The following is a 14,685-nucleotide window of genomic DNA, read 5'->3' as shown; positions in this document are numbered from 1 at the left end:
GCCGTTCACGTCTCTTCTTCGATGTTGCCCCTTTCGTGCGCTGCGTTAGCGCTTCCTGCGCCGCAGAATATCCGCATAGACGGCGAGAATGATGATGAGACCCGTCACGACGATCTGCCACTCCTGCGCGACCGACATGATGCGCAAGCCGTTGGTCAGCACGCTCATGATGAAAGCGCCGATGATGGTGCCGAGTATCGTGCCCGAGCCGCCGCTCAGCGACGTGCCGCCGATCACGACGGCGGCAATCGCTTCCAGTTCGTAGCCCTGGCCGAGCGCCGGCTGCGCGGAATTCAGGCGCGACGCGATGAGCAGGCCCGCAATGCCGCAAATGGCGCCGCCCAGCCCATAGATCGCGATCTTCCACCTGTCGACATTCACGCCCGACAGGCGCACGGCTTCTTCGTTGCTGCCGAGCGCGAAGGTGTAACGGCCGAGGGCCGTGCGATTGAGCGTGATCGAACTCACGATGGCGAGCACGAACAGGATCAGCACGGCATTCGGCACGGGTACGCCAGGCAGGAAATACGCGATCAGCGAATCCTGCGAGATCATGTAGAAGTTTTCGGTGTCGGTGAAATAGATCGGCTTGTCGACCGACACGACGAGGGAAAGCCCCTTGAGCAGCAGCATCATGCCGAGCGTCGCGATGAATGGCGGAATCTTCATCTTGGCCGTCAACGTGCCGGAGATCGTCCCGCACAGCGCGCCCGTGACGATCGCGGCGAGCACGCCTGTCCACATCGGCAAATGCCAGTACGTGAGAAACACGCCGCAAATGACGGCCGTGAAGGTCATCAACGTGCCCACCGACAAATCGATGCCGCCCGTGATGATCACGAAGGTGCTGGCGATGGCCAGCACGCCGTTGACAGCCGTCGCCTGCAGAATGCCGAGGATATTGTCCATCTGCATGAACGCAGGCGAAGCGAAGCTGAAAAAGATCAGCAGCAGGATCAGGCTCGTGAACGCGAGCAGCTTCTGCATGGCTGTCGGCGAAAAGAGCCGGGCCTTGAGACCCGTTGTGCGTCTTTCGTTGGAAAGGGCTGCCGTATCCGATTGCGATGTCATCGATCTGACCTCTGAAGACTCATGCTGCTTTCAAGGATTCGCGCTGCGTGGCGAGATGCATGATGCTTTCCTGCGTCGCCTCGCTGGCGGAGAGTTCGCCTGTGATACGTCCTTCGCACATGACGACGACGCGGTCGCTCATGCGCAGGATTTCCGGCAGTTCCGACGAAATCATCACGATCGCCTTGCCTTGCGCGGCGAGCGCGCGCAGCAGCTTGTAGATTTCGCTCTTGGCGCCGACATCGATGCCGCGCGTCGGCTCGTCGAAGAACAGCACGTCGCAGTCGCGCTCCAGCCATTTCGCAATGACGATTTTCTGCTGATTGCCGCCCGATAGCAGTCGCACCGGCTGCGTCGGAGACGGCGTGCGGATGGCGAGCAGACTGATGAAGTGCGCAGCGCGTTTGCGTATCTGCATGCGGCGCAGAAACACGCGCAAGGACAAAAATTTGCCGAGGTTCGACATGACGATGTTCGATTCGACGTCCATGCTGGTCGCGAGGCCGAAGCGCTTGCGGTCTTCGGACAGGTAACCGATGCTGTGCGCGACGGCATCGCTCGGTCTTTTGATGTTCGCCTTCACGCCCCGCACGAAGATTTCGCCTGATTCGATCGGGTCTGCGCCGAACACCGCCCGCGCGACTTCCGTGCGGCCCGCGCCCATCAAACCCGCGAAGCCCAGAATTTCACCCTTGTGCAAGCTGAAGCTCACGTCCCGCACGAGCGGACCTGCATTCAGGTGCTTCACTTCGAGCGCGATCTCGCCTGTGCTTTGCGTGCCTTCATAAGGTGCGGTATTGGCGAGCGTGCGCCCCACCATCATGCCGATCACGGCCGACACGGTGGTATCGGCCGTCGGGACGGTGGCCACGTACTCGCCGTCGCGCATCACGGTCACGCGGTCGGAGATCTGCTTGAGCTCATCCATCTTGTGCGAGATGTAGATGATGCCGACGCCGCGCTCCTTCAGTTGCCGGATGATGCGAAAGAGTTCGGCGATCTCGGCATCGTTGAGCGCGGAGGTGGGCTCGTCCATGATCAGCACGCGCGAGTCGAACGACAGCGCCTTGGCGATTTCGACCATTTGCTGGCTCGCGACCGTCAGCGTCCCGACTATCGTGCGCGGATCGAGATTCACGTGCATGCGCGCGAGAATCTCGCGAGCCTGCGCATTGAGCTTGTCTTCGTCGAGAAACACGCCGAAGCCTTTGCGCGGCTCCCGGCCGATGAACATGTTCTGCGCGACGCTCAGATGATTCATCAGTTGCAGTTCCTGATGAATGATGCCGATGCCTAGCGCCTGTGCTTCGCGCGGACTCGTAAAATCGACGGGCTTGCCGTCGTAAAGCATCTCGCCGGAATCGCGCGTGTACACGCCCGCTAGAATCTTCATCAGCGTCGATTTGCCCGCGCCATTCTCGCCCATCAGCGCGTGCACTTCGCCCGCTACGAGCTCGAACTGCACGTCGTGCAGCGCCCGCACGCCGGGAAAGCTCTTGCACAGCCGGTTGACGGATATGAGCGGCGTCATGGCTTGGCAGTGGTGCGAAGAGATGCAGAAGACATTGCAGAAGCCCTTATGCATTGCGGCGCAATTGCTTGTGCTGCTCGCAGGTGATCGAAGTCAAGGCGTTGCGATTCGTGTGCGTCAAATGCATGCGCGGCGCACGGCGCGGTGCTGCCCGCTGCATGGCGCAACGGGCGACGTGTCTCACTCTATGGCGCGAAAAGATCCGGCCTTTCTTTTGCGGACCGATGCAGCTCGGCGACGACTTCGTCCAGATGATCATGCATTGCTTTTGCGGCAGCGTCGGCATTGCCGGCGCTTATCGATTCGAAGATGCGTTCATGTTCGTCGAGCGTATGCGCGAGCCGCTCGGGACTGGCCAGCAATTGCCTCGCGCGATCGAGCGCGTTGCGCGATACGGCGACGATCTCTTTCACGCGCGGCAAGTTCACCGCGTCGAGCATGATTTCGTGAAAGGCGAGATCGAGCACATGAAACGCGAGGCGTTTCCCATTTCCAGCGACCTTGCGCTGCTCGTCGAGGTTCGCGCCGAGCGCGTCGATGGTTGCGCGGTCATGCATGAGCGAGACGGTTCGCACCGTTTCGACTTCGAGCGCGCTGCGTATGAACAGATGCTGACGGATGTCATGCAGCGCGATCGGTTTAACGCGCGTGCCGCGCTGCGGCAAAACCTCGACAAGTCCGGCATGTTCGAGCCGCGCCAAAGCAGCGGAAACAGGAAAGCGCGACACGCCCATCCGTTCGCAGACGGCCAGCTTGTCGATCATCGTTCCGGGTTCCAGCACCAGCGTCACGATCGCTTCTCTTAGCGCCTGTTCCACTGCATCGGTGAGGCTGCCGCGTTCGCCGCCTTTGACCTTTTGCAGTGCGACATACGGATTGCTGGCGGCACTCGCCACATCTGACGAAGAGCTCACGGCATGCTTGATTTTAAGAGGACATGCTAGCATGCTAGGAAGTGGATCAAGCATTGTCAACGCGTGCAAACTCCTAGCGTGAACGTTGGCATCGCTTATCAGGGTGTACCCGGATCAACGCGCGCATAGGGGTTCGTTTTCGCCAGCAGGTCAACGCCGATCGCCATCTCTGGAGTGGAGAGTGCCCATGACCACGATCACGAAGTTGTCCGTTCAGGACATCCGTTTTCCCACCTCCCGCTCTCTCGATGGCTCCGACGCAATGAATGCCGCGCCGGACTATTCCGCTACTTACGTCATTCTCGAAACCGATTCGCCGCAGAAACTGAGCGGTCACGGGCTCACGTTCACGATCGGCCGCGGCAATGAAATCTGCGTCGCGGCCGTCAACGCGCTGGCGCCGCTCGTCGTCGGCAAGAAGCTGGAAGATATCGCGGAGAATATGGGCGCGTTCTGGCGCGCCTTCACGTCCGACAGTCAGCTGCGCTGGATCGGCCCTGACAAGGGCGCGATTCATCTGGCCACGGCTGCCGTGGTGAATGCCGTGTGGGACCTGTGGGCGAAATCGGCCGGCAAGCCGGTGTGGAAACTTCTGGTCGACATGAGCCCGGAAGAACTCGTGCGCTGTCTTGACTTTCGTTACGTGACGGATGCGATTACGCCTTACGAAGCATTGGCGATGCTGCATCGGCATGCGAAAACCAAAGGCGAACGCGAGCAGGCCATGCTCGCGCAGGGCTATCCGGCGTACACGACGTCGGCGGGCTGGCTGGGTTACGACGACGATAAGATACGGCGCCTCGCGCGCGAAGGCATTGCGCAAGGGTGGACGCACTTCAAGCAGAAAGTGGGCGGCAATATCGAAGAAGATGTGCGGCGCGCCCGCATCCTGCGTGAAGAGATCGGCGAGAGCCTCAAGCTGATGATGGATGCAAACCAGGTGTGGGATGTCGACGAGGCGATTGCTAACATGCGGCGTCTGGCCGAATTCGATCCGTGGTGGATCGAAGAGCCGACCAGCCCCGACGATATTCTCGGACACGCCGCGATTCGCCAGCGGCTGGGTTCGATTGGCGTCGCGACGGGCGAGCATTGCCACAATCGCGTGATGTTCAAGCAGCTACTGCAGGCGCAGGCGATCGACTTTTGTCAGATCGACAGTTGCCGCCTCGGCGGGCTGAACGAAGTGATCGTCGTGCTGCTGATGGCGGCGAAGTTCCGCGTGCCTGTGTGTCCGCATGCAGGCGGCGTGGGATTGTGCGAGTACGTGCAGCATATTTCGCTGTTCGACTATATCTGCGTGTCGGCGTCGCTGGAAAATCGTGTGCTCGAATATGTCGATCATTTGCACGAGCATTTCGTCGATCCCGTCGTGATTCGAAATGGGCGTTATATGCCGCCGCAAACACCGGGCTATAGCATCGAGATGAAAGCGGCGTCGCTGGCGGCACACACGTTCCCCGCCGGCGATGCGTGGCGGCCTTGACGACCCGCATTGCTGATATCGCGGCCACGCGTGGAGGCAACGCTTCGGGGCGCGAACGCGCGGCTCGTGCGGCGCGCAAACGCGTCAGCGCAACAGCACGAGTTGCGCGACGGCATCCGCGCCGCACCAGACGATGGCGTTCTGACCATACGCCACGCCGAGCGCGCGAGCATCATCGAGCGACACGCCCAGCACAAGAAAGCTGGGTTCGCCGGGCCAACCATTCGACGGGTGCTCGCCAATACCCTCGATATACGTCGCGCCGCGCTGTGCAATGTCACGGGCGAGCGCCGCTTGCCTGCGGGCATTGGCCGAAGGCTCCAGAGACTGGCTTAGCGGATTGCACGCGGTGATGAACGCGCCCGTGCTCACATGCTGCGCGCGATAAAGTTCGGCAAGCACCGGATTGTGCTCGCCTATCGTTAGCGTGGTGGGCATCGGGCCGAACAGACGATAGTGCGTTTCCAGGTAAGCCTGAATCGTCTCAGGTGAAATAGCGGAATGTGACAACAGGAATCTCTCCGTGCAAGGTATGCCAGTGCGTGATGCCGCTTGCCGCAAGCTAGCGACGCCCGCTGCGGCCCCACACATAGCGCACCCAGCGTTGCCATCTGCTGCGCGGCATCGTCATGGCTTCGCGCGATGCCTGTTCCTGGCGGTCGCGCTCCACGCTCTTTTGCACCTGCTCGTGGATCTGACGCAACGTCAAGCCACCGGGGCCTTTCAGCTTGTCGGGATCGGTGTCGTTTGTCATCTGAATGCTCTCGTCTGGATGGGGCGATTCGATCTTGATACAGACGGATAGCGGGGGCAAGCACATGGCATGCAGTTGCCCGGCGCTGCGCTATCCAAACGCAATGCCCGTCAGCGACTCGCAGGCCTGCCAGAGTTGCCTTGCATCGTGTTCGTTACTTGCCCGAGCGGCGACCTTCGCAGGTCCCACGACTTCACCGCGCATTTCGAACAGGCCGAGCGGGCCATAGTAGCCGCTGTCGACGACATCGTCCGCCGTCGCGGCATAGAGCGTTGGAAGCGAGCCCGTCTGCTCGCTATTCAATAGCGTCTTGATCAGGACGCTCAGCACAGATCGAACCGTCGGGCTCGCAGCAAAATGGTCGGCGCGGAACAGGTTCGTGTCGGCAACGCCGGGATGCGTGGCGACCGACATCACACGGGATCGCGCGGCGCGCAAACGCCGGCTGAGTTCGAACGCGAACATGAGGTTGGCGAGCTTCGATTGTCGATAGGCCGTCATGGGTCCGTAACGACGCGTTGACTGCAGATCGTTGAAGTAGAGCCGCCCGGTCTTGTGCGCGATCGAGGCGACCGTGACCACACGCGGCCGTTCGGACGACGCCTTCGCCGCCAGCTCGAGCGCGGGCAACAGCATGCCCGTCAGCGCGAAATGCCCGAGTACGTTGGTGCCAAACTGCAATTCGAAGCCGTCGGCCGTTTCGACGCGTCGGCGAGGCGCCATGACGCCCGCGTTGTTGATGAGAATGTCGAGCGGCAGGCGTCGTGCCAACTCGCGCTCGCAAAAGCTGCGCACCGAAGCGAGGCTTGCGAGATCGAGCCGTTCGAATTGCAAGCGGGCATCGGGAATTTCCCGCTGCAGACGGCCGAGCGCATCTGCGCCGCGCTGTTCGTCGCGGCAGGCGAGCACCACCTCCGCGCCATTACGAGCGAGTGCTGCAGCGGCGTGGTAGCCGATGCCGCTGTTCGCTCCCGTAATGATGACGCGCCTGCCGTTTTGCGGCGCGACGTCATCGATGGTCCACTGCTTGTTCAGGGTCATCGGCGGCTTTGCGAAGAGGTCAGATGAATCTGCGTACCTTCGACCGTGATGCCGATGAACCGTTCAACAGGCTTGAGTGAGTCGGTATGCCGACATAGAGGGCTGTCTGGATCTCTGCGGGAAAACGCACCAGTCGCCGTCATCGTGCCGGAAGAAATAGAGTTCCCGATGGCCGTTGATCCGCGTTGCAGCGATCTGTACATAGCGCGTGCCGTCCGCCATATGACCGAACCGTGCGACGCGCACGCAATCCGACGGTTCAGGCCTGAGCCATTTCTCGACCTGGTAATGCAACGACGACCGTGCGGTATCCATGACACTCGACTCCTGCGACTACGTCTGCGTGGCCATCTCTATCGGCACTGGAGATGACTGGAGAGTAGGGCAGTGAAACCATTTACGATAATTAATGATTTTTATGATAACAATCATTAATGGTGTATGGAGTCGCGGGAAAGCGGCGCGGTCTATTCCGGCATTTGCGCACCACGCCAGATCTGGCACTGCTGACGTGCAACCTCATGCAACGAGTCATGCCTGCCGTAGATTCGGCGTAAGCACATCGCGTCGCTGAAACCGTCTGTCACGGTGCGCCGGATGATTTCGAGGCCTTGCTCCGCGCCCATATTGCGTGCATGGCCAGCGATTGCCTCTAGCGTGGCAAGGATCTCGCCGCGAATCGGCCCGCGATGCCCCGTCTCCGGATTCAGGTATTGTCCGTCGAGCCCAAAGCGGCAGGCCATGAACCGGTTCGTCCGGTATACCTCGTAATCTTGCTCACTCAGACGCAAAGGCTTTTCAACCAGCAAATAGCAAGCAAGCGCCTGGATATAAGCGGCGATGGCGGCGGCTCTTTCGACACATAAGGGGGTATCCATGACGCGTATTTCAATCGTGCCGTACCCAGGGCTTGGGCGGATGTCCCAGTAAAAGTCTTTTAGACTATTGACGAGCCCCGTCTTCGTCATGCGGTCGAAGTACGCTTCGAACTCGCTCCACCGTGTCACGAATGGCGCCCGACCAGACAAAGGAAAGGGGGCAATTGAATTCAGCCGGGCACACTGAAACTGCGTATCGGTGCCCTGGACGTACGGCGAGGAAGCGGCCAAGGCGATGAAATGCGGGATGTAACGCGAAAGCGAATGCAAAAGAACGAGCGCTGAATCCGCATCTGGGCAGCCGACATGCACGTGTTGGCCGAAGATCGTGAATTGCTGATATAGCGCCCCGTACAGCCCCATCAGGTATTCGGAGCGTTCGCGCCCGTCAGATCGCTGCTCGTACCAGTTCTGGAAGATGTTTGTGCCTCCTCCGCAAACGCCGACATTGAGAAAGTCGGCTGCCCAGACGAGCGTATCGCGAAGTACCCGGAGTTCATTGTTCACCTGATCGAAATCACGACACACGCCTGTCGACAACTCGATCATTCCCTCCGTCGTTTCCGGCTTGATCGACCCGGCAAAGTGCCGCTCGCTCACCTTGCTCAGCAATTCCGTCGCTGCCTTCGTTAGCGTGTAGTCGTGGGTATTGACGATCTGTACTTCAAGCTCGACTCCCATCGTAAACGGATCTGATGACGCAAATGGCTGCAGCATGCGATATCCCTTTTACACGACGATGCCCGCGCCGAACGGTGACGCTTCCAATAAGAGTGCGCTTCAGGCGAGTCAACGCCATCGCATGTGCGGAAAATCGGGCAATTTGACGGCGCCGCATTGTGCCGATACGGCCAAGCTTCACTCTAGGAAAGTGTAAGCTGCTTATCAAGCTTGACGGATGCGGCGGCTAGCGGGCATTGCCACCACGCCAGATGCCGTTATGCCCGCACGTTTTCCACTAGCGCGGCAATCTGCACGAATTCGACGCCAGGGCGTACACCGTAGAGACCGGTTACGCGATCAATAAGCGCTTCGGTGAAGAACGCTTTTGCCGCATCTTCCGATTCCCATACGTAGAAGTTCGTGGCCTCACGCTTGCTGGAATTGAGCGTGAAAGCCTTTGAACGTAACCCAGGCACGCCCTCGAATTTTGCACGCGCGGTTTCAGCGATGGTCCACAGGGATTGTTCATTGAAATCGTCGCCATAGCGAAACGTAACGAATACGCCGATCATGTCGCTCTCCTATAGAACTATTCAGCTAGGTTAGCTTCGACGGAAAAGCCCGTGTCGAGACACTTCGCACGATTGCACACGGGAACACGCCAGCGTCGACATTCGATTGCCTCGCCAGACGCGCCATGCAATGGCCGGGCAGAGCAGCGACGTTGGCGGAGCCATCAGATTGACTACGTTAAGAAACGCGGTTGCCAACGTGCTGTCACCGGTCGCAGCAACATGAAGCCGTCCGATGTACCAGTTGATGAAACGCAGCATCGGCGGCCGCGGACCGTCGATGAGCGGATTGCGAAGGTCGTTGCCGACGGAAATGTCCCACGCAGCGTCGACGATCTTCGCGGCCTCTCTGAAGAACCGCTGCGCAAGGTCTTTAGTTGCCCCGCTCGCGAGGCACCGTTGCAGCGTGAGCGCCTCCTGCGCCGCGACCGTCATACCCTGGCCATAGACGGGATTGAAGCTGCAGATAGCATCGCCGAAAACCAGGTAGTTCGCGGGAAAGCGCGAAAGCGCCTCGTACCGACGGCGCAAACTGTGGGCGAAGCGGTAACGCCGGTAAGCGCTTAGCGGCTCCGCTCGGGCAACCATGTCGTGAATCTCCCTGGTGGGCAGTGTCGCCAGATACGCAAGAAAGTCTTCGTCGTTGTCAGGTGCCTCGTCGCCGAGAAAGCCGCCCGAACTGACAATCCAGCTGTCGCTCTCCTGCGCGAGCATGACGCCGTTGCGCCAGTTCGGCGCACTGCCTGCGACGACGATGCCGAGCTTGCCGTCAAGATCAGTCGGCCGACGCCGGTAAGTACGGGTCGTGTAGCCAATGCCGACCTCGACCTTCTCGCTGGCGGGCGGCGGGTAGCCGAGATCGTCGAGCCACTTCGCGCTGCCCGAGCCTCGGCCGCTCGCATCGACGACAAGATCTGCGTCGACGACCTCTTCCTCTTTGCCGTCGACACAGATGCGCACGCCCGTCACGCGCTCGCGGGCGGCGTCGCTGACGAGTCCACGCACGGCGCAATTCTCGATAGCACGCACGTTCGGCAGTTGCAGCAGCCGCCGTCGCAAATGGCCTTCGAGCACGGGACGGCTCGCAAGCAGTCCCGTCAGGTCGCTCTTGCCGTTGGCGAGCGTGAGGTTGCGGCCAATCCAGATCACATCGTTGGCGACATCGCCGAGCAAGCCGCCGTCGTGTGCGACGACATCGTTGCGATAGCCCGGGAAGAATTCTTCGAACACTGCGCTGCCGCGGGCAAGAAGCCCATGAGTGTGACGACCCTGCGGCACGCCCTTGCGCCAGGTGTCTGCTGCCGCAAACGCATCGCGTTCGAGCACGGTCACGGCGGAATAGAAATCCGATAGCGCGCGTGCAGCCAGCAGTCCACCCATTCCGGCGCCTATCACGATTGCATGCTGACCCAGGTTCTTCATGGCACTCCTCCAGTGCGATCCGCTGCAATGCGTGCAGCGATGATCGTCTGTCGTGCATGTTAGGATCGACGCGTCCCCTGAGCGTCCCCTCGACGCCGTCATGGAGGGTTGCATGACGATGACCTTGTTCAGCGTGCGCACGCTTGGGTATCCGGAGATCCGTCGCGACGACGTGCCTTGTCCGATAGCCTTGCGCAAAGGCCTGGCCCTGCTGGTCTATCTGGCGGAAGCGAAGGGCCCCGTCGGGCGCGACATCATCGCGACCATGTTGTGGCCGGATAGCGGCGAAGATGTCGCTCGGGCACGGCTGCGGCGTCTCATGTACCGTCTCTCGTTCACGCTCGGCGACGATGTCCTCACAACCGACCGGTCGACGGTTCGCTGGTCATCGTCTGTCGATCTGCAAACGGATTCCCAACTGTTCGAGCAAGCCTGTGATGCCGGCGAGTACGAACGGGCATGCCGTTACTATGCCGGCGACTTTCTCGAAGGTTTTTCGCCGGGCGATTGCCCGCAGTTTGAAGAGTGGGCCTTCTTTCGCCGCGAGGCATTGCGGGGCCGGACGATCCACGCGCTGGAACGGGTGGTGCACGACAGACATGCGGTGGGTGACTACGCGGCTGCGGCTGAACACGCCGGGCGTCTCGTTCAACTCGACCCGCTCAGCGAAGCGTTCGCCCGGCACCTGATCCGCAATCTCCTGCTCGCCGGGGACCGCACCACGGCCGAACGCCACTTCGATGCGCTGACGCAGCGCCTTCGCGACGCACTCGATGTGGCGCCGGAAACCGAGACCCGCGCGTTGCTGAACATCGCTACCACGTCCCCCGTCGAATCCCCGCCGCCGACGCGCTATGTCTGCGGCGACGGCGTCCATCTCGCGTTTCAGACCTATGGCGCTGGCGGCATGGATGTATTGCTGCTGCCTGGTTTCGTGTCCCACGTCGAACGGCTTTGGGAAGAACCCCGGTGCCGGGCGTTTCTATCTTCTCTCGCTGAAATGGGCCGGCTCATCCTGTTCGACCGTCGCGGCGTCGGGCTTTCCGACCGGGTCGGGTTCAAGCCCGGCGTCGACGCAACCGCGCAGGACATCGGCACGGTACTCGACGCGGCGGGGAGCCGCCGGGTGGTGTTGTTCGGTGCGTCCGAGGGCGGACCGGCATGCATCAAATTCGCCGCCGATCACGCCGAGCGGGTTGCTGGCCTCATTTTGTTTGGCTCGCTCGCCAAGGGAAGCGCGACGCCCGACTACCCGCATGCGCTGCGTGCCAACCACTACGACGTGTGGCTCCAGCAACTCGTCGCAGGCTGGGGCGGGCCTGCAGGCATTGAAACGTTCGCGCCGAGCTTATCGCGCGATCCTCAGGCGAGAGCGTGGTGGGCGGGCTTGCTGCGGACCGCGTCGAGTCCGGGAGCCATTCGGGGCGTGCTCGAGGCGTTGCGCGATATGGATGTGCGCGATCTGTTGCGACGCATTTCCGTTCCAACTCTGGTGCTCCATCGTCACGACGACCAGGCCGTTCGCGTCGGCGCTGGCCGGCATCTTGCCAGCCACATTGCGAACGCGCGATATGTCGAACTCGAAGGCGCCGATCACTGGGCTTTTGCCGGCGACCAGCGACCCATCCTGGAGAGCATTAGGCAATTTGTCGGCAGCCTCGCGCCCTGATTGGCGTAAGCGGCACGCCGATCACCATGGCGCCGCCGTCCGCTTACACCTTCGGCGTCGTGGGGATGCAATGACCCCGGCACTCGCGCACTATCTGCGCGCGCTGCCATTCGACTCCGATTGTCGGGATACACAGCGCGTCCGTCGCGCAGCCGATCAAGATTGCGCAATTCGCGCCGGACTTCAAAGGGTTCGAAGACAAGGGGCACTACGCGGACTGGGTATTTGTCGCGCCTCTTCGTGCGCCGATGAGGCCGGGTACCGCCAACGCTTCGATGCGGCCTTGACGGTTGTGTCTTGGGAAGGCTTTTGACGGATACGCGGAGCCGGAATCACTCGACGCGGGCTTTCGCCGCTTTGAATGCTTCGCGCCGCTTTTCGCGCTCGGTAGCAAAGGTGGCACTCAACACGGAATCGAGATCGCGTCGCTCGACATATTCGCCGCACACGGGGCACACGTAGTCGAGCCCCACCTCGTGGCCGCATTTGCGATGCGTAAACCGTACCGCGACTTCTTCGCCTCGGCTCTTGCACCAGGTCTCCCCCCACGTGCGTAGCGTCTGGATCACCGGATAGAACGCCTTGCCTTTCTCCGTGAGACGGTACTCATGGCGCAAAGGCCTTTTTTGATAAGGATGGCGCTCGACCATGCCGTCTGCCTCGAGCGACTTCAGGCGCGTGGCCAGCATCTGAGGTGTCGCCTCAGTCTGGATCTGGATTTCCTCGAACCTGGTCGCACCCATGTAGAGTTCGCGCAGGATCAGTATGGTCCACTTGTCGCCGACGACTTCCGTCGATCGAGCAACCGGGCATACCGTGGTCACCCATTTCTCTCTGCGTTTCATCTCGCCTCCGTGTAACTACTATTTTCATAGTACCACAGGGCGGAAATTTTCGTCGAGGGTTCAGGAAACCTGATGGATTGGATGAAAAAGTGCCTTTGTATTGGCGAAATTCATGCGGAACCTGAAACTATGAGGCTCATATTGCGAGCGGCGCGACGCGGCGCCGCTTCAGCCTGACGACAGGCGAGCCGCCATACGGGCGCACTCGCCTGCAACGCGCGCAGGGCCGACTATGCTGCCGCTCTCGCAGGCACATTCGACAGAAGCGGCCCCAGTCCTTCAGCAAAGGTCAGATGTGAAATGACGGCGTCACGCAGCTTCTGATACGGAAGGTTCGCGAGCATCGCCGTCTGCATCGACGCCATCACTTCTCCTGCTTCCGCTCCGATCATCGTGAATCCCACGATGCGATCGTCGTCAGCGCTGACCAGGACCTTCATGAAGCCCTGAGTTTCATCCGTCGCTTCCGTGCGCAGCACATGGCTCATCGGGAGTGTCGCAACGCGAACCGCGATACCGCTGCGATGCGCATCGCTTTCATTCAAGCCGACGCGCGCAAGCGGCGGGTCCGTGAACAGCGTGTACGGCACCAGACGGTCGGTGGTCGCGCGATTGCCGCCCGCCATGTTGTCCCGCACGACCCTGAAGTCATCGACCGATACATGCGTGAATTGCGGACTGCCCGCGACTTCGCCGATCGCCCACACACCCGTCGCCGTTGCCTGTAACCTGTCATTGACACGAATGTATCCGCGTTCGTCGATATCGATGCCTGCCTGTTCGAGTCCGATGCCGGCGGTGTTCGGCACGCGCCCCGCCGCGACCAGAATATCGCTGCCGTCGATCATCTGTTCCCCTGAAGCGGTGCGCAACGTAATGCGCACCTGCTCGCCGGAGCGGCCCTCGACACGGATAGTCTCTGCGTTCGTCACGACATCGATGCCTTCGGCACGCAGAATGCGCAGCATTTCTTCGCTGACGTCGGTATCTTCGCGGGCCATGAGTCGTGCGCCGCGCTCGACGATTGTCACGCGACTGCCGAAACGCCGATACGCTTGCGCCATCTCGATGCCGATATAGCCGCCACCGAGCACGATCAGATGGGCCGGCGCGTAGTCGAGCTCCAGCGCGCCGATATGCGTCAGCGGGTCGGCGACCTGCAAACCGGGTACATCGGGAATGGCGGCATGCGTGCCGACATTGACAACCACCTGGTCGCCGCTGAGCCGACGTGTGCCGCCATCGTTGAGTTGCACTTCGACCGTCTTCGGTCCGACGAACCGCCCGGTGCCCATGATCAGTTCAGCGCCGCTCGAAGCGTACGCTTGTACGTGGAAAGCCGCTTCCCGCTCGACCATGGCGCGCTTGCGTTCGCGCACTTTCGCCATATCGATGGCAACGGGGCCCGTCGTCGTGCCGAAGTCGCCGGCATGTCGCGCCAGATGCGCAACACGCGCGCTCCATATTTCGTTCTTGCTGGGCAGGCACGCGACGGCAGGGCATGAGCCGCCCACCCACTGACGTTCGACGACGGCGACGCGTTGTCCTGTCCGTCCGAGATGCCACGCCAGCAGCTTGCCGCCCTGGCCGCTACCGAGAATCAACGTATCGAAATGTTCAACCTGCGACATGAAAGCCTCCAAGGGATGTGAGCATGGTTCGACCTCATTCGGTGGTGCTTGGGAGCCTCCACTTTAGGGGCGTACATTGATCCTGTTGAGCCTTCAAAGTCGCAATATCATGCTCGAAAGTATCATCCGATGAACGTATGACGCTCACGCTTGATTGGGCGTGGCGCGCAATCGGTGCTGGCAGATAAGACGTGTCAGCCGCGTATCG

At 61.0% G+C, this 14,685-nt stretch carries 14 protein-coding genes; 2 read left to right on the top strand and 12 right to left on the bottom strand.

What is annotated here, in order from left to right:
- Nucleotides 1–45: 45 nt before the first annotated feature.
- The 3 genes from H3V53_RS01310 to H3V53_RS01300 all read right to left on the bottom strand — a co-directional run bounded on the left by H3V53_RS01310 (nucleotide 46) and on the right by H3V53_RS01300 (nucleotide 3,549).
- On the bottom strand, nucleotides 46–1,071 hold the full coding sequence (locus tag H3V53_RS01310) for an ABC transporter permease (RefSeq protein WP_336596359.1): 1,026 nt from the start codon (nucleotides 1,069–1,071) through the stop codon (nucleotides 46–48).
- A gap of 19 nt (nucleotides 1,072–1,090) precedes the next feature.
- Nucleotides 1,091–2,602, bottom strand: a complete 1,512-nt coding sequence (locus H3V53_RS01305) for an ATP-binding cassette domain-containing protein (RefSeq protein ID WP_054926112.1) — start codon at nucleotides 2,600–2,602, stop codon at nucleotides 1,091–1,093.
- 185 nt (nucleotides 2,603–2,787) lie between these two features.
- A complete protein-coding gene (locus H3V53_RS01300; protein ID WP_054926089.1) occupies nucleotides 2,788–3,549 on the bottom strand; it encodes an FCD domain-containing protein in 762 nt (253 codons plus the stop codon).
- Nucleotides 3,550–3,703: 154 nt separating this feature from the next.
- On the opposite strand from H3V53_RS01300, the gene H3V53_RS01295 reads away from it, so the two are divergent.
- On the top strand, nucleotides 3,704–5,002 hold the full coding sequence (locus H3V53_RS01295) for an L-fuconate dehydratase (RefSeq protein WP_336596358.1): 1,299 nt from the start codon (nucleotides 3,704–3,706) through the stop codon (nucleotides 5,000–5,002).
- A gap of 84 nt (nucleotides 5,003–5,086) precedes the next feature.
- On the opposite strand, the gene H3V53_RS01290 is transcribed toward H3V53_RS01295, so the two are convergent.
- The 7 genes from H3V53_RS01290 to H3V53_RS01260 all read right to left on the bottom strand — a co-directional run bounded on the left by H3V53_RS01290 (nucleotide 5,087) and on the right by H3V53_RS01260 (nucleotide 10,332).
- Nucleotides 5,087–5,515 carry a DUF3293 domain-containing protein gene (locus H3V53_RS01290; RefSeq protein WP_336596402.1) on the bottom strand — a complete coding sequence of 143 codons (429 nt, stop codon included), beginning with the start codon at nucleotides 5,513–5,515 and terminating at the stop codon, nucleotides 5,087–5,089.
- A 49-nt stretch (nucleotides 5,516–5,564) separates the two neighbouring features.
- Nucleotides 5,565–5,756, bottom strand: coding sequence for a hypothetical protein (locus tag H3V53_RS01285; protein ID WP_336596357.1), 192 nt, complete (start codon nucleotides 5,754–5,756; stop codon nucleotides 5,565–5,567).
- A 90-nt stretch (nucleotides 5,757–5,846) separates the two neighbouring features.
- Nucleotides 5,847–6,797 (bottom strand): oxidoreductase, encoded by a 951-nt coding sequence (locus H3V53_RS01280; protein ID WP_336596356.1) that lies wholly within the window; start codon nucleotides 6,795–6,797, stop codon nucleotides 5,847–5,849.
- A 63-nt stretch (nucleotides 6,798–6,860) separates the two neighbouring features.
- Nucleotides 6,861–7,112 (bottom strand): hypothetical protein, encoded by a 252-nt coding sequence (locus tag H3V53_RS01275; RefSeq protein ID WP_336596355.1) that lies wholly within the window; start codon nucleotides 7,110–7,112, stop codon nucleotides 6,861–6,863.
- Between the two features lie 152 nt (nucleotides 7,113–7,264).
- Nucleotides 7,265–8,392 (bottom strand): YbdK family carboxylate-amine ligase, encoded by a 1,128-nt coding sequence (locus H3V53_RS01270; RefSeq protein WP_336596354.1) that lies wholly within the window; start codon nucleotides 8,390–8,392, stop codon nucleotides 7,265–7,267.
- A 221-nt stretch (nucleotides 8,393–8,613) separates the two neighbouring features.
- Nucleotides 8,614–8,910, bottom strand: a complete 297-nt coding sequence (locus H3V53_RS01265; RefSeq protein WP_336596353.1) for a hypothetical protein — start codon at nucleotides 8,908–8,910, stop codon at nucleotides 8,614–8,616.
- 30 nt (nucleotides 8,911–8,940) lie between these two features.
- Nucleotides 8,941–10,332, bottom strand: a complete 1,392-nt coding sequence (locus tag H3V53_RS01260) for an FAD-dependent oxidoreductase (RefSeq protein WP_336596352.1) — start codon at nucleotides 10,330–10,332, stop codon at nucleotides 8,941–8,943.
- 118 nt (nucleotides 10,333–10,450) lie between these two features.
- Here H3V53_RS01260 and H3V53_RS01255 point away from each other — a divergent pair, with 118 nt between their 5' ends.
- Nucleotides 10,451–12,001, top strand: a complete 1,551-nt coding sequence (locus H3V53_RS01255; RefSeq protein ID WP_336596401.1) for a bifunctional AfsR/SARP family transcriptional regulator/alpha/beta hydrolase — start codon at nucleotides 10,451–10,453, stop codon at nucleotides 11,999–12,001.
- Between the two features lie 332 nt (nucleotides 12,002–12,333).
- Here H3V53_RS01255 and H3V53_RS01250 read toward each other — a convergent pair whose 3' ends face one another.
- Both H3V53_RS01250 and H3V53_RS01245 read right to left on the bottom strand, forming a co-directional pair.
- A complete protein-coding gene (locus H3V53_RS01250; protein WP_336596351.1) occupies nucleotides 12,334–12,846 on the bottom strand; it encodes a winged helix-turn-helix transcriptional regulator in 513 nt (170 codons plus the stop codon).
- 230 nt (nucleotides 12,847–13,076) lie between these two features.
- Nucleotides 13,077–14,477 (bottom strand): mercuric reductase, encoded by a 1,401-nt coding sequence (locus tag H3V53_RS01245; RefSeq protein WP_336596350.1) that lies wholly within the window; start codon nucleotides 14,475–14,477, stop codon nucleotides 13,077–13,079.
- Nucleotides 14,478–14,685: the final 208 nt, after the last annotated feature.

The sequence above is a fragment of the Paraburkholderia bengalensis genome, assembly GCF_037126505.1.
GTDB lineage: Bacteria > Pseudomonadota > Gammaproteobacteria > Burkholderiales > Burkholderiaceae > Paraburkholderia > Paraburkholderia bengalensis.
The sequence above is the reverse complement of the archived record's forward strand: the minus strand, read 5'-3'. Positions and strand labels throughout refer to the sequence as shown.